Raw genomic sequence first — 20,908 nt, 5'->3', positions numbered from 1 at the left:
CCTGGCACCGTTGAACAGGTGCCTATTGTTTTTGTTGCGGATCACACGCAGGCTTTTTTTAATTCTCAGTTTTGAAGAACGTCTACCTCCCCCTGAGGCCCTACGACCAACGTGTGTTGAATCAACGTGTCATCCACGGCGTGGCCAACCTGAACCTGATAGCGTCCGGGGATCAACACATGCTGGCCCTTGCTACTGTCCCAACGCTTGAATGCGTCCGCATCGAGTGTGAGCCGAACATGCCGCTCGGTACCTGGTTCCAGAAACACAGCAGCGAACGCTTTCAGCGACAGGCGCACTGGCTCATTGGCAGCGGGTGGTTCAAGCAGATACAGCTGCACTACGTCCTTGCCCGCACGCGCACTCACGTTGCGCAGCGCTAGCGAAATTTCCAGTTCATCCACTCGCTGCCCTTGGACAGCGCCAGGTGTGTAGGCAAACCGCGCATAGCCGAGGCCGTAACCGAAGCTGAACGACGGGTGGGTGTCGCGCGCGACAAAGCTGCGGTAACCCACCCACCAGCCTTCGTGGTAAGCAAGGTCGCCATTGGCAGCAGGCGTCAGGGACCAAACCGGGTAGTCGGCTTCATCCCGGGCGAAGGTCACCGGCAGGCGCCCTCCAGGCTCGCGCTGGCCGAACAGAACGCTGGCCAACGCAGGCCCGAACTGCTGTCCCGGATACCAAGCGACAATGACCGCTGCGGCGTCCTGCAAACATTCCATATCGACCGGATGAGCGACGTTGAGCACTACCGTTGTCCGGGCATTCACGGCGCAGACGCGGCGGATCAATTGCTCTTGCGCTGCGGGCAGGCGGGTAGTGGCCCGATCGACGCTCTCAAGGCCCGCATCTGCGGTTTCGCCGACCACCAGCAGCACCTCTTCAGCGGCTTCGGCCAGCGCCACGGCCTCTACCAGCAGATTGTTGCAGGCTGGCTCCTGGCAGCCCAGCCACAGGCCATGGGCCAGGCTTCGGGAAACCTCCATGGTCAGGCACACAATGACTTCCTGACCCTGCTGCAACTCGATCGACGCCGTGGTGTGAGGCGCCTGCATCAGCTTACCCATAATATCGCCATCAACGGCGGCGCCATCGAAAGCGCCAAGCAACTCGCCACCCAGCATCAGCTGCACGTGCCCCGTCCCACCCCAGTAGAAACGGTGCTCGCCACTTTCACGGGCCACGAAGCGAGTCGTGACCTTAACCTGCCCTACCCCTTGCAACCCCAGCAGTGAACCGATACCGGGCATGTCCTTGAACCAGATCAACGAACTCGCATGGCGCACTTCGGTATGACAAGGCTCAGAAGCACCTGGCGCAAAGAACTCGACATGCAAACCTGGCTGTCCGTCCTGACAAAACAGCTCCAGGTCAGTGATCGGGGGTATCCGGTGATCGGCCAAGGCACCTTGGGCATAAGCGATCGGCCTACCGCTGCTGCGCAAGGCTTCGAGGGGTGTGATCACATCATCGGCCAGCGCGACTTTGGCGAACGTGCCGCCCTGATAGCAGGGGTTGATCGCATTTGGCCCGATCACCGCCAGCAGGCCCTTGGCATCAGCGCTCAAGGGCAACAGGTCGCCTTCATTGCGTAGCAAGACCATACCCGCCGCAGCCGCCTCTTCCAATACCACGAGCCGCCGGGCAGTGGCGGCGTCTGATGGGTCGTGGCGGTGCGCCGGCCGCGCACGCCCATCCAGCCGACGTAGGCGTTCGAGCGCATCGTCTAAACGCGCCTCTTCTACTGCTTGCCGGTCAGCGTTGTTCAACAAAGCTACGCCCATGTGCCGGGCGGGGCCAGGCATCTCCAGATCCAGCCCGTTGTTCAGGCTGGCAATGCCATCCTGCGTACCGAACCAGTCAGACATCAACAGGCCATCCCAGGCCAGGTCGCCTTTAAGCCACTGACGTAAAACCTGGCCATGCTCAGCGCATGCCTGGCCATTGACCCTGTTGTAACCCGTCAGCATCGCCCAGGCGCCGCGGCGCGCTGCATATTCAAAGGGCTTGAAGTACACCTCGCGCAGGGCCTGTTCATCGACCACGACATTCATGCTGCGCCGGTCGGTTTCCGAATCGTTGCACACCACGTGCTTGAGTACCGCCGCCACGCCTTTTTGCTGCACGCCCTGAGCCCAGGCCCAGCCAAGTTGCGCAATCAGTTGCGGGTCTTCACCAAACAATTCGAATGCGCGGCCTGCCAGCGGGCTGCGCATCAGATTCAAGTTGGGCGCCAGCAACGCCTGAACGCCCATGCGCAGCGCTTCGTCACCAATCACCTCGCCCACCCGCCGAACCAGGTCGGCGTCCCACGATGCAGCCAGCGACAGCCCGCATGGGGTCAGCAGGGCGACGTCGCGCTCATCCACGCGCCCGCCGGTAACGCCCATCGGGCCGTCAGCCATGCGCAGCGAACGCAGGCCAAATGGCTCGGAGGCGAACGTCGACCACATGTCTGCCCCAGCGGTGAACTCGACCTTTTCGGCAAAGCTCAGCGTGGTGATCTCAGCAAGCATTTTGCAGCCCCACCGCCACGGCACAGACAGGTGCGGCCAGCGACTGCTCGGCCAGAAGATTCAGTGATTGCTCCACCCGCTCATCGGTACAACGCCCGGTGCTGTCGAACAACTTCACGCCCGCCGTGTTGAGCGTCACCCCCAGCGGCGTAGGCCAACCGCGCATGGCATGCACGATCGAACGCAGCGCACCCAGCGTGGTGTTGCACCCCTGCCAACCAGCCGCCGTGACGATGCAGCCCACTGCTCGTCCATCAAAGTACACACGGGTGTCGTCACGCAGGTCTTCCAGCAGATCTAGCGCGTTTTTCACCAGGCCCGAAACGCCGCCGTGATAACCAGGGGTTGCCAGAATGATGCCGTCCGCCTGGCGCACAGCTTCTATCAGCGCGCGCTGACCAGGGGTGCGTGAGCTGTCCTCGGGGTTGAACGCCGGCAGTTGAGCCAGCTGCGCGCCGCCAAACATCTGCGTGCGGGCACCGCATTGCTGGGCATGCTGCAACGCGCAGGCAAGGGCGCGCTCGGTGCTGGAGTCGGGCCGCGTAGTACCGCCGATACCGACGATCAAAGGCCCCTGATTATTGTTGTTCTGGCGCATGGCGATGTGCTCCTACTGTTACTTGAAACGCGGCATGACGTGCTTGGAGAACAGCTCCATGGACTGACGCCCATAACGCACGCGCTCTTCGGTCAGAGGGCCGTTGGTGAACCCCATGAGCACGTTGCCGATACCCAACTGACGGTGTTTTTCCAGTTCCGCTGCGACGGTGTCCGGGCTGCCGTGCAGGCACCAGGTCTTGATCCATTCGCGGCTGAAGCAATCGGGGTGCGGGTGCAACTGAACACCGCTGATTTGCTCGGCTCGCTTGTTGAATTCGTATTCGCGGTCGATGGCCCGCTTGTAAGCCTTTAGGATCACCTGCAACTCTTCTTCAGCTTGCTCGTCGGTTTCGGCGATGTGCACGCATTGGTAGGTATGGGTGGTCCACGAGAGGCAATGCTCGACCACCTGCTGCGAATGCCCCGCCGCCATCAAAGCATCACGGTATCGGGTGAAGTAGCGAGTCAGATGTTCAAAGGGTTCGGCACTGGCCGGTACTGGCGGGGTAAATGACGGGATGAATGCCGGCCAGCCCATGTCGGCAGCGCGCTGCATGCTGGTTTCTCGCAGCGCCACCGGCATGATGCGGTTGAACGGGCGCTGGAAGGCCGTGGGCACGATGCGTTGCACCACGGCACCTTTGTAGTGGCTGGTTTCGAAGGTGATTGGCTCATCCTCGATACTCTTCTCCCAGAGCCGCTGAACCAGGTCGAGGTTTTCCTGCGCCAGTGCCGAGGCGTCTTTGTAATTCACGCCAAAGCCGATCATTTCTTCCGGCGTGGTGCCGCTGCCGATGCCCACCAGCAACCGGCCTTCGGTCAGTTGATCGAGCAGGTTTACGCGCTCGGCGAAACGCACCGGATGGTGCAATGGCACGGTTGTCACCGACATGCCGAAATGGATGCGCTTGAGGCGGCTGGCGAGGAAGGCGGCGAACATGAACGGGTCACTGGACATCGGCGCATAGCCGGTGAAGTGGTGATCGGGCATGAATACGGCGTCATAACCCAGCGACTCGGCCTGGCAGGCATGCTCGGTCAGCGCGTCCATGACCGCCTTGTCTTCTTCAGCGGCCGTTGAGCGGCCTACGAGAAACACAGAAAAACGCATAGTGAGATCCTTATTGTAATTTTTAGAACTAGAACCCTACTTCTATAAAATGGGCGCAGTATTGCTCCGTATACGGATCAAGAAAAAGGCATCAGCTTTCGCCGCCCTGAGCTAGCGAATCCACTAAATAGAATCTTAGTTCTATTAATTGCAACCCTAGCACCTCACCCAATGACCGTCAATACGTACACACCCCATATTTGATAGCCCTTGCCGCCACAACCGCTGGTAGAGCGGTTAAAATCGACATTTCAATTTCAATCAGAGGCAGATCCATGTCCATTGCGCCTGGCGCCAAGCAACCCAAGCAAGATCGCAGCCGTGCTTCACTCGAACGACTGATGAGCGCTTCGCGCGAGCTGTTGCGCGACGGTACTTTCGAGCAGCTCACGATCGTTGCGATCAGCAAGCGCTCAGGGGTATCGGTAGGCTCGATCTACGCCCGCTTCCAAGGCAAAGACGATTTGTTTCTGGCGGTGATGACAAACGTTCTGGCCGAAGTGGATGCCGAGTGGGCAGCCCTGATCAGCGCGGTACGCTCGCAAAACCTGCCTCTGGAAAAGCGTGTGCCGACATTGGTGGACACACTGGCTGAACACCTCAAGGCCCACAGCAGCCTGCTGCGGCCACTGATGAGCCGTGCTGACGACAAGCAGGTAGCCAGTTGCGGCAAAGCCAGCTCGATGAAAGCGGCCCATAGTTTTCAGAGCCTGTTGCTGGAGTGTTGCGCGGATATCCGCCACCCGAACCCGGTCCATGCGGTAGCGGCGTGCTACTCGATCACCTATGCCGCCCTGGCGCGATTCCTCGGCCTTGGCTCGGCAATCGAGGCGTCTGGCGAGGGCGACTGGGAACAGTTGAAGAAAGACCTCGGTACCATGTGTCTCGGTTTTCTACGCATTGAAATGGAACAGATTTGACCCGCTTCCTGCCCTGCTCATAGCGGTTGCGGTGTATAACACCGTGCTAAAAGTCAACGTTGTCGCTTTTGAAATTAGAATGTAAGTTCTGGTTATCCGTGTTGCTACACGCCTGCCAAAACTCAAGAGAGACAACAACATGAGCACGTGCCCGTTTTCCGACCCATCGAAAATTTGGCAAGACTTCTCCACAGTCCGCGAAGCGCCCGGGTTGACCTGGAGCGCGACGATGAACAAATGGATCGTCTCGCGCTACGAGGATGTGGTTCAAGCCCTGCACGACCCCGAAACATTCTCGTCGTTGCCCACCGTCCCGCAAATGCCGCCAGAGCTGCAACGGGTCCTCGACGGCAAAGTGCCGGACAGAGGGACCTTGATCGGGCACGACAACCCGACCCACGATCGCCTGCGCAAAGCCGTGAACAGCTTTTTCATGCCGCGTCGCCTGGCCCATTACGAGCCCTGGATCGAAGCGCAGGCACATGCGCTGATCGACGACTTCTACGCGCTGGGCTCAATAGACCTTCGCGCACGGCTTTCCTCGCCGTTGCCGCTCAAAGTCATCAGCCATATCGTTGGGCTCGACCCTGACCATTCGGAGCGTTTTTATAACGCACTGCAGTTTTTCACAGGCCCTTCAGAAGCACGCGCGCCTGCATTGATTGAAATGCACGAACACATCTCGGCAGTGATCGAGCAGCGCCGGCATGACCGCCGTGATGATCTGATCAGCCATGTGTGGAATGCTCGCGACAGTGGCGAGGCGCCGATGAGCGATTTTGAAATGCTCTCGCTGTTCCCAGGGTTGATGCTTGCCGGGCACGAGACCTCCGCCAATCTGATCGTCATGGCCCTTGCCCACCTGTTGTCAGAACCGGGGCGCTACGAAGCTGCGCAACACGATGATGCAAGCCGGGTACAGGCCATCGAAGAAGCACTGCGCTTTGAGGCGCCTATCACCGGCATGCCTCGGCGCGTTACAAAACCGGTGGTGCTTTCGGGGCAGACATTGCAACCGGGTGACGAAGTGTTTCTGGCTTACGCATCGGCCAACCGGGATCAATGTCACTTCACTGATGGCGAAGCATTTGCCGCCACCCGGCAGTCCACTTCGCAACACATCGGTTTCGGCCAAGGCATTCACGCCTGTTTGGGTGCCCCACTCGCGCGGCTGATTCTCAAGGTGGAGATGCGCGTGATCAACGAGCGGCTCCCTGGCTTGCGCCTGGCCATCCCCTACGAGGAACGCCAATATTTCCCGATGCGCGAGGTCCGCGCATTGATCGAAACACCGTTCGCCTGGGACGTGCTAGACAGCCATCGCCAACCCTGGAACGCCAAACTCCCCATCGCCCGAGCGCCGACTGAGCAGTGGCTCGAGGCACAGGTGGTCGCCCGACGCGAACTCACGCACGACATTGTCGAACTGAGCATTGCGCGGCCTGCAGGTGCCATAGGGCAATGGGAGGCCGGTGCACATATAAGCCTGAAATTGAGCGACGGTTTGGTGCGACAGTATTCCCTGTGCGGTAGCCTCGAAGATCCAAACCATTGGCGCATCGCAGTAAAACGGGAAGCTTCTGGACGTGGTGGTTCTTCGATGATTCACCGCCAGCTAACGCCTGGTACGAGCGTCTGGGTCAGTACTGCTCGCAACAATTTCAGGCTAACCAAAGGCGAGCGCCCCTGCCTGCTGATTGCCGGTGGTATTGGCATCACGCCAATGCTGCCCATGATTGAAGCACTGCAGGCGCGCAATACTCCTTGGCGGCTCATCTATCTGGGTCGAAACTCTGAGTCCATGGCCTATACCGAGGAGCTGCGCGAACGCTTCCCAACTCAGGTCAATATCTGGAGCAGCTCGCAACACGGTCGTATCAATCTCTCAGAGGCACTGAGTCAACAGGATGAGGGGACGCATGTATACGCATGCGGGCCAGCCGCATTGCTCAATGACCTGCAGCAACTGTGCACTGAACAGGGTTTGGGCTTTACGGCAGAGCGGTTTCAGGCACAACACTTCGATACCGCTCAAGACCACGCGTTCAATGTTGTCCTTGAATCGAGTGGCAAAGTGGTTGCGGTAGCTAAAGACGAAAGCATCCTCAAAGCCCTTGCCCGTGAGGGCATCCATGTACTGTCGACCTGCCAGGAAGGTACCTGCGGCTCTTGCGAAGTGAAAATCGTCGAGGGCCAGGCCATCCACCGTGACAGCGTCCTGACGGAACAGGAAAAGCTGGCAAACCAGAGTTTGATGGTGTGCGTGTCACGTTGCGCTGGGAAGAAAATACGGCTAAGACTATAACCAGCTATATATATAGATATTGTCGTGAAACCCATTCTTAGCAACAACGGAAAGATTAATTTTCGCGGTAGCGCAATACTGTAGTGTCCAGATAGGCGTCTCCTTCAAACTGTCTGAGCATTCGAAGTAGTTCATCTGCACCAACCGAAGGCGCCCTGCGGGCGGAAGAGGATGGTCTTCGTGGCTCTTGGCTAACGTTAAGTTGCGCAGACTAAACTCTCACCAGAGAAACCACAATGACCGACTGTTGATCATGGGCTGAACTCCAATGCTTTTACGCAGCATACTGCCGAGCATGCCCGTGATCAAAGCCGTCGCCGATCTAACGGGTCCACGAAGTGCTCAGGTATGGTCACTCTTCAAGAAACCACTCTGGGGCCGCTTTCGATAATGTGCGTTACCGCCGAGATTACCAATTGAACCTGGTGGCCCCGACCAATCCCGCGATACACCGGTGGACTTTAGGAGACCTTCTGGGTCTACCCCATCACTCAAAATTTCATCCAAGTCCCACTCAAAAAAACTGATATAGGCTTGAAAAACTGGAGTCGGTACACTGGAAATCGCTCGCATACCTCCAGAGTTCATTGGAAGCTTTAGTCTCGCAATATCGGCCAACGCCAAAATGACTCGCCTCAATCGAAAGTGCCAGACAGACTCCAAAAGCAACTCGGCCTGCTGCGAGGCTAGGGGAAACCGACGCTTACGGGTAGCTGGATCGGGCAGCAAACGGGTTGGAAGCAATTTTTGGAGATTACCCAAATTGACCCGTTTCTGACCTTTTGTAATCCGATACAGATCATCCACCCTCTTCAACAAGATCTCAGCATACGCACCATCTCGAGAATCAGTAAGGTCCTCTAGCTCAGGCCGCTCACTTGCAGGTGGTCTGAGCTTCGCCATAAGCCATTCAGATGTCGACCAAGGATATGCCTTGCAGGCTTCAAGGGCTTCGATGAATTGAGAATGCAACGACGAATCCATCAGAGCGCGAGGTAGTTGTGCATATCGTCTAAGTATACCAAGATTCTTTATCAAATCTGGAGTAAAAAACTCCTCAGTGACGATGATCCAGTCCACATCCTGACTCATCCAAAACCGTCTCTCGATTTCTAACTTTTCCAATGTCCGAACAGAATCTTTCCCGTCGAGATCCTGCTGATATTTGATCGTCCTTGCTACTGACTCGAAATCGCCGTTTGGCTGTTTAACGGTCAGCAGAAAATCTGTCGTCATGACCAGCGGAATGGCAGTTGTTTTGTATCTTGGGTAACGAACACCAATCGCTTTTGCGATTGCTAAAGTGCTCTCTACTGGCAGTAACGGAAACTGCTCACGGATATCCACCACCTCCTCAGAGAACTCGCACACCAAAAGATATGCCCGCTCAAGATCGGACAAAAGATGATGGATACGGTCGATCTTAACGCCCTGGATTTTGTGCGAACGCCCCATTGAAGGGACATCCTGCACATGTAACCAAGGCACGTAGCCTGCTCCGGCACCGGATCCAAATCCGTTGGCGATGTGTCGTTCAATATCCTGCTTTGAAGCAAACCTACGACCGCGCACCGCAACCTCCTCAGTCCAATCGAAGCGCTTCATTTCGCCATCAAAATAGGTCTAGGAAAACACAGCCGGCAATCTGCCTTTGTGGGAGGGTTTTCTAGACTACTCTCGCGAAAGAGCGAAGCGGGATATCTGGACCAACGGCATGACCCAGAAACGGAAAACCCCCGTAGATACGGGGGTTTACGCGTTGTGTCAAACTTTAATAGTTTGTGTCAAACTTTATTGTTTTGTGTCAATCTTTATTGTTCAAAGCCACAGCTCAAGTCCCCCCCGCTCACGCGTTACTCAACCGTAACCGACTTGGCCAAGTTACGCGGCTGGTCCACATCGGTGCCTTTCAGCACAGCCACGTAGTAAGACAGCAACTGCAGCGGAATGGTGTACAGGATCGGCGCCAGGGCATCGGCGATGTGCGGCACCTGGATCACGTGGGTGCCCTCGCCATTGGTCATGCCCGCATGTTCGTCCGCGAACACCACCAATTCACCACCACGGGCCCGTACTTCCTGCAGGTTGGACTTCAGTTTCTCCAGCAGTTCGTTGTTCGGCGCAACGGTCACCACCGGCATATCGTTGTCCACCAGTGCCAATGGGCCATGCTTCAGTTCGCCAGCTGGGTAGGCTTCTGCGTGAATGTAGGAGATTTCCTTGAGTTTGAGTGCGCCCTCCATCGCCACCGGGTATTGGGCACCGCGGCCGAGGAACAGGGTGTGGTGCTTATCGGCGAACAGCTCGGCGATTTTCTCGACGGTGGCGTCCATGGCCAAGGCTTCGCCAAGGCGCGTCGGCAGGCGGCGCAGCTCTTCGACCAGGTCGGCCTCGACACCGGCCGGCAAGGTGCCGCGGACTTGGCCGAGCGCCAGCGTCAGCAGCATCAGCGACACCAGCTGGGTGGTGAAGGCCTTGGTCGAGGCCACGCCGATTTCCGGGCCAGCGAGGGTCAGCAGGGTCAGGTCCGACTCACGGACCAGCGAGCTGATACCCACGTTGCAGATTGCCAGGCTGCCGAGGAAGCCCAGCTCCTTGGCGTTGCGCAGGGCAGCGAGGGTGTCAGCGGTTTCGCCAGATTGCGAAATGGACACAAACAGGGTGTCTGGCTGCACCACCACCTTGCGGTAGCGGAATTCACTGGCCACTTCCACCTGGCAAGGGATGCCGGCCAGGCCTTCGAGCCAGTAACGGGCGACCATGCCTGCGTGGTAGCTGGTACCGCAGGCAACGATCTGCACATTGCGCACTTTGGCAAACAACTCTGCAGCCTGAGGGCCGAAGGCCTGGACGAGAACGTGATCTTTACCCAAGCGCCCTTCCAGCGTGCGCTGAACCACGGTTGGCTGCTCGTGGATTTCCTTGAGCATGAAGTGGCGGTAGTTACCCTTGTCGGCGGCCTCGGCGCCTTCATGGTACTGCACGGTTTCGCGCTGGACTTCGTGCCCGGCCTGGTCCCAGATGGTGACCTGATCGCGACGGATCTCGGCGATATCGCCCTCTTCCAGGTACATGAAGCGGTCGGTCACCTGGCGCAGGGCCAGTTGGTCGGATGCCAGAAAGTTTTCGCCCAGGCCCAGGCCGATGACCAGCGGGCTGCCGCTGCGTGCGGCGAGCAGGCGATCAGGCTGGTGGATGCTGACCAGTGCCAGGCCGTAGGCACCGTGCAGGCGTTTCACGGCCGCCTTCAGCGCATCTGCCAGGTTCGGCACCCTTTTCAGGGTATGGTGAATCAGGTGCACGATGACTTCGGTATCGGTCTGCGAGGCGAAGACATAGCCCAGGCCCTTCAGTTCTTCGCGCAGCTCTTCGTGGTTCTCGATGATGCCGTTGTGCACTACCGCTACTTCGTTATCAGAGAAATGCGGGTGGGCATTGCCTTCGGTGGGTGCACCATGCGTCGCCCAGCGGGTGTGGGCGATACCCAGCCGACCACTCAGCGGCTCGGCAGCAACAGCCGCTTCCAGCTCGCTGACCTTGCCGATACGGCGGCGACGCTGCAGCTGGCCGTCCTGGGTGAGCACGGCCAGGCCGGCGCTGTCGTAGCCACGGTACTCAAGCCGCTTGAGGCCTTCGATCAGGATGGCGGTGATATTACGTTCGGCGACGGCACCAACGATTCCACACATGAATTATTGCTCCTGGCTGATCGCGGCACAGATCAGGTTGATGCCGCGGGCTTGAATGTGTTCGCGTGCCGCTGCGGGCAGGCGTTCATCTGTAATAAGGGTATGCACGCTGCCCCAGGGCAGCTCGAGGTTGGGGATCTTGCGCCCCACCTTGTCCGACTCGACCATCACGATCACTTCGCGGGCGACCTCAGCCATTACCCGGCTCAGGCCAAGCAACTCGTTGAAAGTGGTGGTGCCCCGCGCGAGGTCGATGCCATCGGCACCGATGAACAACTGGTCGAAATCGTAAGACCGCAGGACCTGCTCGGCGACCTGCCCTTGGAACGATTCGGAGTGCGGGTCCCAGGTTCCGCCGGTCATAAGCAGTACCGGTTCGTGCTCGACCTCGCTGATGGCGCGAGCCACATTCAACGAATTGGTCATCACCACCAGGCCGGGCTGGCGGCCCAGTTCCGGAATCATAGCGGCGGTCGTGCTACCGCTATCAATGATGATCCGAGCATGCTCGCGTATACGCCCCACCGCTGCACGGGCGATAGCCTTCTTGTAGGCAGAGACCGGTTGCGCGGGTTCGCTGAGCATTTCCTGCGGTACCGGTACTGCACCGCCGTAACGGCGTAGCAGCAGGCCGTTCGCCTCCAGAGCGGCAAGGTCCTTACGAATGGTCACTTCCGAGGTTTCGAAACGCTTGGCCAAGGCATCCACACTCACTTCGCCCAGCTCACTAAGCATGGCCAGGATGTTGTGGCGGCGTTGAGGGGTGTTTCGTTTCGACATGGTCGGTTAAATTTCGTTTCGAAAGATAATGATTGCAATCAAAACCTAAGATGAGCGATTCGTCAAGCTGTGCATAACTTTACTGGCGGCAATTTTTCTTTGGGGAGCGGCGGTGCGGCAATCCGACTTGCCCGCTCCCACACTGGCCGCGCCCACATATCGGGTTGCATAGCGCACAAAAAAGCCGACTTATTCACATAGGTCGGCTTCGAGGGAAGCAGCTGTGGATAAATCAGCTCTTCTTGATCTTCTCCGGCCGCTTCCAACCTGGGATGTTGCGCTGGCGTGCCCGGGCCACTGCCAGATCACCTGCTTCAACAGCCTGCGTAATGGTAGAACCGGCGGCGGTAGTGGCGCCGGCCTGGATTTCCACAGGCGCTACCAGCGAGTTGTTCGAACCGATGAATACATCCTCACCCATCACTGTCTTGAACTTGTTGGCACCGTCGTAGTTGCAGGTGATGGTACCTGCGCCAATGTTGGTACGGGCGCCGATTTCGGCATCGCCCAGGTACGTCAGGTGGCCAGCCTTGGCACCCTCTCCAAGGTGAGCGTTTTTCAGTTCTACAAAGTTACCCACATGGGCTTTGGCATCCAGTACGCTGCCAGGGCGCAAGCGGGCAAACGGGCCGGCATCGCTGCCCTCGCCCATTACCGCACCCTCAAGGTGACTGTTGGCCTTGACCACAGCCCCTTTGCGCAGGGTCGTGTTCTTGATTACACAGTTGGGACCGATCTGCACATCGTCCTCGATGACCACTTTGCCCTCGAGTACAACGTTGATGTCGATCAGCACGTCACGACCGACGGTCACCTCACCGCGCACGTCGAAGCGCGCCGGGTCACGCAGGGTTACACCCTGGGCCATCAGGCGACGCCCTTCACGCAACTGGTAGTGGCGCTCCAGCTCGGAAAGCTGGCGACGGTCGTTGGCCCCCTGCACTTCCATTGGATCGTGTGGCTGCTCGGTAGCCACCACCAAACCATCGGCCACCGCCATGGCGATGACGTCGGTCAGGTAATACTCACCCTGGGCGTTGTTGTTCGACAGACGACCCATCCAGTCAGCCAGGCGCGCCGCTGGCAGCGCCAGAATGCCCGTGTTGCCTTCGTTGATCGCTTTCTGCGCTTCGCTGGCATCCTTGTGCTCAACGATGGCGGTGACATTGCCTTGCTGATCGCGAACGATGCGACCATAGCCGGTCGGGTCGTCGAGGGTGACCGTGAGCAGGCCCAGTTGCTGGTCATTGGCCTTGGCCAGCAGCCGCTGCAGGGTCTCCACTTCGATCAGCGGCACATCGCCGTACAGTACCAGCACAGTATCGGCAGTCAGCGCTGGCAGTGCCTGTGCAACGGCGTGGCCGGTACCCAGCTGTTTGTCCTGCATGACGAAATTCAGGTCATCGGCGGCCAGGCGCTCGCGGACCAGTTCGGCACCATGGCCAATGACCACATGAATACCTTGCGGCTGCAGCTGGCGCGCGCTGTGGATAACATGGCCGAGCATGGAGTTGCCGGCGACCGGATGCAGCACTTTGGGGAGCGCCGAACGCATGCGCGTGCCTTGGCCTGCGGCGAGAATAACGATATCGAGGGACATTACTGGCTACCAATCCTGGGCGGTCAGCTGCGTGACCAAAATAGAAATTCGGAAAAAGAAAAAGGGTAGCCGAGGCTACCCTTTAACTCAATCGCACTGGCAATAAGCGGCCTGGGCCGGATTACTTGCCTCTGCGCATTTGCTGGACAGTACGCAGCTGAGCAGCCGCCTCGGCCAGACGTGCGGCTGCAGCGCCGTAGTCGAAGTCCGAGCCTTTAGTGTTCAGCGCGTTCTCGGCAGCCTTGAGGGCTTCCTGAGCCTGAGCTTCGTCCAGGTCGGCAGCACGTTGCACGGTGTCGGCAAGAACCTTCACCATGTTCGGCTGCACTTCGAGGAAGCCACCGGAGATGTAGAACACCTCTTGAGTGCCACCCTGCTTGGTCAGCGTGATCGGACCTGGCTTGAGATTGGTGATCAGCGGCGCGTGGCCTGGAGCGATACCCAGATCGCCCAGGTTGCCGTGCGCTACTACCATCTCGACCAGGCCGGAGAAGATTTCTCCTTCCGCGCTGACGATGTCGCAATGGACTGTCATAGCCATCTGCTTGCCTCAACCTGATTAGCGCCCCTTGCGGGGCGCCGGGATTACAGTTTCTTGGCTTTCTCGATCGCTTCGTCGATGCTGCCGACCATGTAGAACGCTTGTTCTGGCAGGTGGTCGTAGTCACCTTTGAGGATGCCGCTGAAGCCAGCGATGGTGTCTTTCAGGGAAACGTACTTGCCTGGCGAACCGGTGAAGACTTCGGCCACGAAGAACGGCTGCGACAGGAAGCGCTGGATCTTACGAGCGCGGGCTACCAGTTGCTTGTCGCTTTCGGACAGTTCGTCCATACCCAGGATCGCGATGATGTCCTTCAGCTCTTTGTAGCGCTGCAGAACATACTGAACGCCACGAGCGGTCTCGTAGTGCTCGTTGCCGATCACGTTCGGGTCCAGCTGACGCGAAGTCGAGTCCAGTGGGTCGACCGCTGGGTAGATACCCAGGGAGGCGATGTCACGGGACAGAACGACGGTGGCGTCCAAGTGGGCGAAGGTGGTCGCTGGCGACGGGTCGGTCAAGTCGTCCGCAGGTACGTATACGGCCTGAACGGAGGTGATCGAACCTTCCTTGGTGGAGGTGATGCGCTCTTGCAGAACGCCCATCTCTTCAGCCAGGGTCGGCTGGTAACCTACTGCAGAAGGCATACGGCCCAGCAGTGCGGATACTTCGGTACCGGCCAGGGTGTAACGATAGATATTGTCGACGAACAGCAGAACGTCGTTACCTTCGTCACGGAACTTCTCAGCCATGGTCAGGCCGGTCAGCGCTACGCGCAGACGGTTTCCTGGTGGCTCGTTCATCTGACCGTAGACCAGCGCTACCTTGTCGAGAACGTTGGAGTCCTTCATCTCGTGGTAGAAGTCGTTACCCTCACGAGTACGCTCACCCACACCAGCGAACACGGAGTAACCGCTGTGTTCCATGGCGATGTTACGGATCAGTTCCATCATGTTAACGGTCTTGCCGACGCCGGCACCACCGAACAGACCAACCTTACCACCCTTGGCAAACGGGCAAACCAGGTCGATAACCTTGATGCCGGTTTCCAGCAGGTCGTTGCCGCCTGCCTGGTCAGCGAACGAAGGCGCTGGCTGGTGGATACCGCGACGCTCTTCTTCGCCGATCGGGCCGGCTTCGTCGATCGGGTTGCCCAGTACGTCCATGATGCGGCCCAGGGTGGCCTTACCAACAGGAACGGAGATGGCAGCGCCGGTGTCGACGACATCCAGACCGCGCTTCAGGCCTTCGGTCGAGCCCATCGCAATGGTACGAACCACGCCGTCGCCCAGCTGCTGCTGAACTTCCAGGGTGGTTTCCGCGCCTTGTACTTTCAGCGCGTTGTAAACACTCGGCACGACGTCACGTGGGAATTCCACGTCGATGACGGCGCCGATGATTTGAACGATACGTCCGCTACTCATAGCTGGATCCTCTGATTTTTTGAACCGTTAAACCGCGGCAGCGCCGCCGACGATTTCCGAGATCTCCTGGGTGATCGCAGCCTGACGCGCCTTGTTGTAGATCAATTGCAGCTCTTTGATCAAATCACCGGCGTTGTCTGTGGCGTTTTTCATGGCGATCATCCGGGCTGCTTGTTCAGCAGCGTTGTTCTCGACCACCGCCTGGTAGACCTGCGACTCCACGTAACGCACCATCAAGCCGTCCAGCAGCTCTTTTGCGTCGGGTTCGTACAGGTAGTCCCAGTGGTGCTTGAGTTCCTGATCCGGGGTTGCCACCAACGGTACCAATTGCTCGACCGTCGGTTTTTGGGTCATGGTGTTGATGAACTTGTTCGAAACCACCGAGAGGCGATCGATACGGCCGTCCATGTAGGCGTCCAGCATCACTTTGACGGAGCCGATCAGATCATTGATCGACGGCTCTTCGCCCAGGTGGCTGATCGCGGCTACAACGTTGCCGCCAAAGATGCGGAAGAAAGTCGCACCCTTGCTGCCGATCACGCACAGGTCGATTTCCACGCCCTGTTCGCGGTTTTCGCTCATGTCCTTGACCAGGGCCTTGAACAGGTTGGTGTTCAAGCCACCGCACAAGCCACGGTCACTGCTCACCACGATATAACCGGCGCGCTTTACAGGGCGCTCGATCATGAACGGGTGGCGGTATTCCGGGTTGGCGTTGGCCAGATGACCGATCACCTGGCGGATACGCTCCGCGTAAGGACGGCTAGCAGCCATGCGCATTTGTGCCTTGCGCATCTTGCTGACCGCCACTTTCTCCATGGCGCTGGTAATTTTTTGCGTGCTTTTGATGCTCGCAATCTTACTGCGAATCTCTTTTGCGCCTGCCATGTATCACCTATCAGGTTAGCAAGCGGGGGCCGGAGCCCCCGCTGCGGCTTACCAGGTCTGGGTGGCCTTGAACTTCTCGATACCGGCTTTCAGGCCTGCGTCGATTTCGTCGTTGAAGTCACCCTTCACGTTGATCTTCGCCATCAGTTCGGCGTGATCACGGTTGAAGAAGGCGATCAGTGCTTGCTCGAAGCTACCGACCTTGGAGACTTCCACGTCAGTCAGGAAACCACGCTCAGCGGCGTACAGCGACAGAGCCATGTCCGCGATGGACATCGGCGCGTACTGCTTCTGCTTCATCAGCTCGGTTACGCGCTGACCATGCTCCAGCTGCTTGCGGGTCGCTTCGTCAAGATCGGAAGCGAACTGGGCGAATGCAGCCAGTTCACGGTACTGAGCCAGAGCGGTACGAATACCACCGGACAGCTTCTTGATGATCTTGGTCTGAGCGGCACCACCTACGCGGGATACCGAAACACCGGCGTTCACTGCAGGGCGGATGCCCGAGTTGAACATGGCCGATTCCAGGAAGATCTGACCGTCGGTGATGGAAATCACGTTGGTCGGAACGAACGCGGAAACGTCGCCAGCCTGGGTTTCGATGATCGGCAGGGCGGTCAGGGAACCGGTCTTGCCAGTGACTGCACCGTTGGTGAACTTCTCGACGTATTCTTCCGAAACGCGCGATGCACGCTCCAGCAGACGGGAGTGGAGATAGAACACGTCGCCTGGGTACGCTTCACGTCCTGGTGGACGGCGCAGCAGCAGGGAGATCTGACGGTAGGCAACGGCCTGCTTGGACAGGTCATCGTAAACGATCAGTGCGTCTTCACCGCGGTCACGGAAGAACTCGCCCATGGTGCAGCCGGCGTATGGCGCCAGGAACTGCAGTGCGGCGGATTCCGAAGCACTGGCAACAACCACGATGGTGTTGGCCAGGGCGCCGGTTTCTTCCAGCTTGCGAACGATGTTGGCAACGGTGGAGCGCTTCTGGCCGACAGCAACATAAACACAGAAAATACCGGAGTCTTTCTGGTTGATGATGGCGTCGATGGCCATGGCGGTCTTACCGATCTGACGGTCGCCAATGATCAGCTCGCGCTGGCCACGGCCGACAGGGATCATGGCGTCGACGGACTTGTAGCCAGTCTGTACAGGCTGGTCTACCGACTTACGCCAGATCACGCCTGGAGCCACTTTCTCGACCGCGTCGGTCTGGGTGTTGCCCAGCGGACCTTTGCCATCGATCGGGTTACCCAGTGCGTCAACGACGCGACCCAGCAGTTCCTTACCAACAGGAACTTCCAGGATGCGGCCGGTGCACTTGGCGCTCATGCCTTCGGCGAGGGTGTCATAGGCACCCAGGATCACTGCACCTACGGAGTCTTGCTCCAGGTTCAGGGCCATACCGTAGACGCTGCCAGGGAACTCGATCATTTCACCGTACATGACGTCGGCCAGACCGTGGATCCGCACGATACCGTCGGATACCGAAACAACGGTACCTTCGTTACGGGCTTGGGAGCTCACATCGAGGTTGTCGATGCGGCCCTTGATGATTTCACTAATTTCGGAAGGATTGAGTTGCTGCATTGCTCTGCTGCCCCTTCAAACTCAAGATTTCAATGCTTCGGCCAGTTTCGCGATTTTGCCGCGAACAGAGCCATCGATTACCAGGTCACCTGCGCGGATGACGACGCCGCCAATCAGGCTGGCATCCTCCGACGCGTGCAGGCGCACTTCCTGGCCTAACCGTGCACTGAGAACCTTGGCGAGTTTGTCTTGCTGTTCTTGGTTCAACGCGAAGGCACTGGTGACTTCCACGTCCACGGATTTCTCTTGCTCGGCCTTGTAGAGGTCGAACAGGGCGGCAATCTCCGGCAGAAGCAGGAGACGGTCGTTTTCCGCGGCAACATGAATGAAATTCTGTGCCTGTGCATTGAACTTGTCACCGCACACGTCAATGAACGTGGCGGCCTTTTCTGCGCTCGTCAGTCGCGGGGCCTTGAGCAGGCGCTGCATGGTGTCGTCTTGCGACACCGCAGCAGCCAGGCCGAGCATGGCTGACCAATTGGCCAGTTGCTGATGGGCCTGGGCGTGCTCAAAGGCAGCCTTAGCGTAAGGTCGGGCCAACGTGGTCAGTTCTGCCATGATCGCCCTCGCTTAAATTTCAGCGGCCAGTTTGTTAACCAGCTCCGCATGCGCGTTTTGATCGATTGTGGCGCCAAGGATCTTTTCAGCACCGCCAACGGCCAGGGCACCCACTTGGGCACGCAGGGCGTCTTTAGCACTGTTCAGTTCCTGTTCGATCTCGGCCAGAGCCTGAGCCTTCACACGGTCAGCTTCGACGCGGGCCTGTTCACGGGCTTCCTCGACAAGCTGAGCAGCGCGTTTCTTGCTTTGCTCAATGATTTCGGCTGCCTGTGCCTTAGCTTCACGCAGTTGCTGACCCGCTTTTTCTTGGGCCAGCTCCAGGTCGCGAGCTGCGCGGTTGGCAGCGTCCAAGCCGTCGGCAATCTTCTTTTGGCGCTCTTGCAGAGCAGTGATGACCGGAGGCCATACGTACTTCATGCAGAAGAGTACAAAAATCAAGAAGGCAACGGATTGGCCAATCAGGGTTGCATTAATATTCACGCCAACACCTCGCTCGGTCTTTGGTTCATCACAGCTATCAACTCGTGGTTACGAGTGATTAGCCGGCGATTTGACCAACGAACGGATTCGCGAAGGTGAAGAACAGAGCGATACCAACACCGATCATGGTTACGGCGTCGAGCAGACCGGCAACGATGAACATTTTAACCTGCAGCATTGGAACCATTTCTGGCTGGCGAGCAGCGCCTTCCAGGAATTTGCCGCCCAGCAGGCCGAAACCAATGGCGGTACCCAGAGCACCCAGGCCGATCAGCAGAGCAACAGCGATAGCGGTCAGACCAACTACAGTTTCCATCTTTCCTCCCGACTTTTACGTCGTATTGGTTAGGTTTTTAAGTTGAAGCGGTAAAACAAATCGTTTGGTACAGCATGCCCTTGCGGACTTTTTAAGCCCTCCCCCCAAACGAGCGGGGAAGGCTATCAGACACGCCAGGCGGTCTTAATGGTTATCTTCGTGCGCCATCGACAGGTAGACGATGGTGAGCATCATGAAGATGAAAGCTTGCAGGGTGATGATCAGGATGTGGAACACCGCCCACGCCCATTGCAGCACGACACCCAGGCCGCTCAGCCACAGCAGGCCGGAACCGAACATGACCGCGATCAGGATGAACACCAGTTCGCCGGCATACATGTTGCCGAACAGACGCAGTGCCAGCGAGATCGGCTTGGCGATCAGGGTGACGAATTCGAGCAGGAAGTTGACCGGGATCAGCAGGATCTGCACGAAGATGTTCTTGCTGCCGAACGGGTGCAGGGTCAGCTCACCGATGAAGCCGCCCAGGCCCTTGACCTTGATGCTGTAGAAGATGATCAGCGCGAATACGCAGAACGCCATGGCCAGGGTCGCGTTCGGGTCGGTGGTCGACACGGCGCGGAACGGAATGTGCGGATCACCGGAGATCAGGATGGCCAGCTGAGGAATCCAGTCGACCGGTACCAGGTCGACGGCGTTCATCAGGAATACCCAGACGAAGATGGTCAGCGCCAGCGGTGCGATGACCGGGCTACGGCCGTGGAAGGAGTCCTTCACGCTGCCGTTGACGAAGTCGACCATCACTTCCACGAAGTTCTGCAGGCCGCCAGGCTGGCCGGAGGTGGCCTTCTTGGCCGCCATGCGGAAGATGAACAGGAAGATCAGACCCAGCGCGACGGACCAACCCAGGGTGTCCAGGTGGAACGCCCAGAAGCCCATTGCCTTGGCTTCTGCAGCCGAATGGGCAAAGCCCCAGCTGCCGTCTGGTAGTTGACCGTAGGTCAGGTTCTGCAAGTGGTGCTGGATATAGCCCGAAGCGGTTTCTGCTGCCATGGTTGCCTCAAACGCCCTAAGGTCTCGAAAGTCTTTTATTCATCAGCAGGGGCGCGAACCAGCTGACCAAAAGGGTCAACACGAAGACGCCGAATACTGCTAGCGGCGCCAGTGGCTTCACTCCTGCGAAGGTCAGTGCAAAAAGCACTGCCGTCAAAATCATCTTGCCTGCCTCGCCAGCGTAGAACGACTTGACGATGGCTTGTGCCGCCCGAGCTCCGCTAAAGCGAAAAGCCTTCCAGGCGAAATACACGTTGGGCAGCCAGGCAATCAAACCTCCGCAAAGGCCTGAATATCCACTGACCGCCCCTTTCCACTGCCACAACACCAGGGTCGCCAGCAGGAATACGACAAATTGAGCCAGCAGTACCGGAAAAACCGCCCAGCGATGGAAAGGCAGGCGGTTTGGCGTGCGGATTTCCATCACAACTGCTCCTCGGAAGTCGACCAACAAGTCAGTGATGACTTGGCATAATTTGTGCCGACAAAATGCGCGCAGAGTATAGGGGTGGTTTAACCCCTATTCAACTCTTCGGTAGTGATTTCCGACTGCCCGCTACAACAGCAATTGTT

At 58.3% G+C, this 20,908-nt stretch carries 17 protein-coding genes and 1 pseudogene; 2 read left to right on the top strand and 16 right to left on the bottom strand.

Annotated features, from left to right (window positions below):
• Positions 1–65: 65 nt before the first annotated feature.
• The 3 genes from EGJ22_RS17475 to EGJ22_RS17465 are packed head-to-tail and all read right to left on the bottom strand — an operon-like array spanning position 66 to position 4,227.
• Positions 66–2,516, bottom strand: a complete 2,451-nt coding sequence (locus EGJ22_RS17475; protein ID WP_029886836.1) for a glycoside hydrolase family 3 protein — start codon at positions 2,514–2,516, stop codon at positions 66–68.
• The gene (locus EGJ22_RS17470) at positions 2,506–3,114 is read right to left on the bottom strand and encodes an NADPH-dependent FMN reductase (RefSeq protein WP_050492230.1); all 609 of its coding nucleotides are present in this window, start codon (positions 3,112–3,114) and stop codon (positions 2,506–2,508) included. Before EGJ22_RS17470 ends, EGJ22_RS17475 begins: the two co-directional genes overlap by 11 nt.
• Before the next feature lie 18 nt (positions 3,115–3,132).
• Positions 3,133–4,227, bottom strand: coding sequence for an LLM class flavin-dependent oxidoreductase (locus tag EGJ22_RS17465; protein WP_029886838.1), 1,095 nt, complete (start codon positions 4,225–4,227; stop codon positions 3,133–3,135).
• Between the two features lie 341 nt (positions 4,228–4,568).
• Between EGJ22_RS17465 and EGJ22_RS17460 the strand changes: the two genes are divergently transcribed.
• The gene (locus tag EGJ22_RS17460) at positions 4,569–5,147 is read left to right on the top strand and encodes a TetR/AcrR family transcriptional regulator (RefSeq protein ID WP_223809623.1); all 579 of its coding nucleotides are present in this window, start codon (positions 4,569–4,571) and stop codon (positions 5,145–5,147) included.
• A 229-nt stretch (positions 5,148–5,376) separates the two neighbouring features.
• Positions 5,377–7,452, top strand: a complete 2,076-nt coding sequence (locus tag EGJ22_RS17455; RefSeq protein WP_033744713.1) for a cytochrome P450 — start codon at positions 5,377–5,379, stop codon at positions 7,450–7,452.
• Between the two features lie 903 nt (positions 7,453–8,355).
• On the opposite strand, the pseudogene EGJ22_RS17450 reads toward EGJ22_RS17455, so the two are convergent.
• The 13 genes and pseudogenes from EGJ22_RS17450 to EGJ22_RS17390 form a co-directional block, all read right to left on the bottom strand.
• A pseudogene (locus EGJ22_RS17450) lies at positions 8,356–9,024 on the bottom strand (TnsA endonuclease N-terminal domain-containing protein); the annotation flags it as partial.
• A 281-nt stretch (positions 9,025–9,305) separates the two neighbouring features.
• Positions 9,306–11,141: a glutamine--fructose-6-phosphate transaminase (isomerizing) gene (glmS, locus tag EGJ22_RS17445; protein WP_029886842.1), complete on the bottom strand. Its 1,836-nt coding sequence runs from the start codon at positions 11,139–11,141 to the stop codon at positions 9,306–9,308.
• Positions 11,142–11,144: 3 nt separating this feature from the next.
• Entirely contained in the window at positions 11,145–11,921 is a 777-nt protein-coding gene (locus EGJ22_RS17440) for a DeoR/GlpR family DNA-binding transcription regulator (RefSeq protein ID WP_009684659.1), read from the bottom strand.
• Positions 11,922–12,153: 232 nt separating this feature from the next.
• Positions 12,154–13,521: a bifunctional UDP-N-acetylglucosamine diphosphorylase/glucosamine-1-phosphate N-acetyltransferase GlmU gene (gene glmU / locus EGJ22_RS17435; protein WP_029886843.1), complete on the bottom strand. Its 1,368-nt coding sequence runs from the start codon at positions 13,519–13,521 to the stop codon at positions 12,154–12,156.
• Positions 13,522–13,642: 121 nt separating this feature from the next.
• The gene (locus tag EGJ22_RS17430) at positions 13,643–14,062 is read right to left on the bottom strand and encodes a F0F1 ATP synthase subunit epsilon (RefSeq protein WP_029886844.1); all 420 of its coding nucleotides are present in this window, start codon (positions 14,060–14,062) and stop codon (positions 13,643–13,645) included.
• Between the two features lie 44 nt (positions 14,063–14,106).
• Complete coding sequence (atpD, locus tag EGJ22_RS17425; protein ID WP_009684662.1) at positions 14,107–15,483, bottom strand: F0F1 ATP synthase subunit beta; 1,377 nt, start codon at positions 15,481–15,483, stop codon at positions 14,107–14,109.
• A gap of 27 nt (positions 15,484–15,510) precedes the next feature.
• Positions 15,511–16,371: a F0F1 ATP synthase subunit gamma gene (gene atpG / locus EGJ22_RS17420; RefSeq protein ID WP_009684663.1), complete on the bottom strand. Its 861-nt coding sequence runs from the start codon at positions 16,369–16,371 to the stop codon at positions 15,511–15,513.
• 48 nt (positions 16,372–16,419) lie between these two features.
• Entirely contained in the window at positions 16,420–17,964 is a 1,545-nt protein-coding gene (atpA, locus tag EGJ22_RS17415; protein ID WP_009684664.1) for a F0F1 ATP synthase subunit alpha, read from the bottom strand.
• 21 nt (positions 17,965–17,985) lie between these two features.
• Positions 17,986–18,522 (bottom strand): F0F1 ATP synthase subunit delta, encoded by a 537-nt coding sequence (locus EGJ22_RS17410; RefSeq protein WP_003253191.1) that lies wholly within the window; start codon positions 18,520–18,522, stop codon positions 17,986–17,988.
• A gap of 12 nt (positions 18,523–18,534) precedes the next feature.
• On the bottom strand, positions 18,535–19,005 hold the full coding sequence (locus EGJ22_RS17405) for a F0F1 ATP synthase subunit B (protein ID WP_003253189.1): 471 nt from the start codon (positions 19,003–19,005) through the stop codon (positions 18,535–18,537).
• Positions 19,006–19,063: 58 nt separating this feature from the next.
• Positions 19,064–19,321 carry a F0F1 ATP synthase subunit C gene (atpE, locus tag EGJ22_RS17400; protein ID WP_003097235.1) on the bottom strand — a complete coding sequence of 86 codons (258 nt, stop codon included), beginning with the start codon at positions 19,319–19,321 and terminating at the stop codon, positions 19,064–19,066.
• A 144-nt stretch (positions 19,322–19,465) separates the two neighbouring features.
• Positions 19,466–20,335 carry a F0F1 ATP synthase subunit A gene (gene atpB, locus EGJ22_RS17395; RefSeq protein ID WP_003260030.1) on the bottom strand — a complete coding sequence of 290 codons (870 nt, stop codon included), beginning with the start codon at positions 20,333–20,335 and terminating at the stop codon, positions 19,466–19,468.
• Positions 20,336–20,351: 16 nt separating this feature from the next.
• Positions 20,352–20,759: a F0F1 ATP synthase subunit I gene (locus tag EGJ22_RS17390; RefSeq protein ID WP_009684665.1), complete on the bottom strand. Its 408-nt coding sequence runs from the start codon at positions 20,757–20,759 to the stop codon at positions 20,352–20,354.
• Positions 20,760–20,908 lie beyond the last annotated feature (149 nt).

It is taken from the genome of Pseudomonas sp. p99-361, assembly GCF_003935475.1.
Lineage (GTDB): Bacteria > Pseudomonadota > Gammaproteobacteria > Pseudomonadales > Pseudomonadaceae > Aquipseudomonas > Aquipseudomonas juntendi.
The sequence above is the reverse complement of the archived record's forward strand: the minus strand, read 5'-3'. Positions and strand labels throughout refer to the sequence as shown.